This window comes from Paraburkholderia sp. 31.1 (genome assembly GCF_014397645.1).
In the GTDB taxonomy this organism is placed as follows: domain Bacteria; phylum Pseudomonadota; class Gammaproteobacteria; order Burkholderiales; family Burkholderiaceae; genus Paraburkholderia; species Paraburkholderia tuberum.
In genome coordinates, this window is record NZ_VZQN01000269.1 from 1 (window position 1) to 246 (window position 246).

Annotated in this window: 1 protein-coding gene; it reads left to right on the plus strand. The window is 64.6% G+C overall.

The genetic code is table 11. From position 1 onward, the window contains the following. On the plus strand, positions 1 to 246 hold a 246-nt coding region (locus F6X37_RS36230; protein ID WP_222945063.1), incomplete at both ends, for an Ig-like domain-containing protein.

The following is a 246-nucleotide window of genomic DNA, read 5'->3' on the forward strand; positions in this document are numbered from 1 at the left end:
TTGATGCGCCGGACCAGCCAGTCATTGGCGAAGTGATTGACGACGTGGGTCTGGTTCAGGGTCCTGTGGACAATGGCGGCAGCACGGACGACACGACGCCGACGCTGGTGGGCAAGGGCGAACCGGGCGACACGATCGTCGTGATCGACAACGGCACGCCGGTTGGCGAGACGCAGGTCGACGAGGACGGCAACTGGAGCTTCACGCCTGATACGCCGCTGGACGAAGGCGAGCACGAGTTCACGG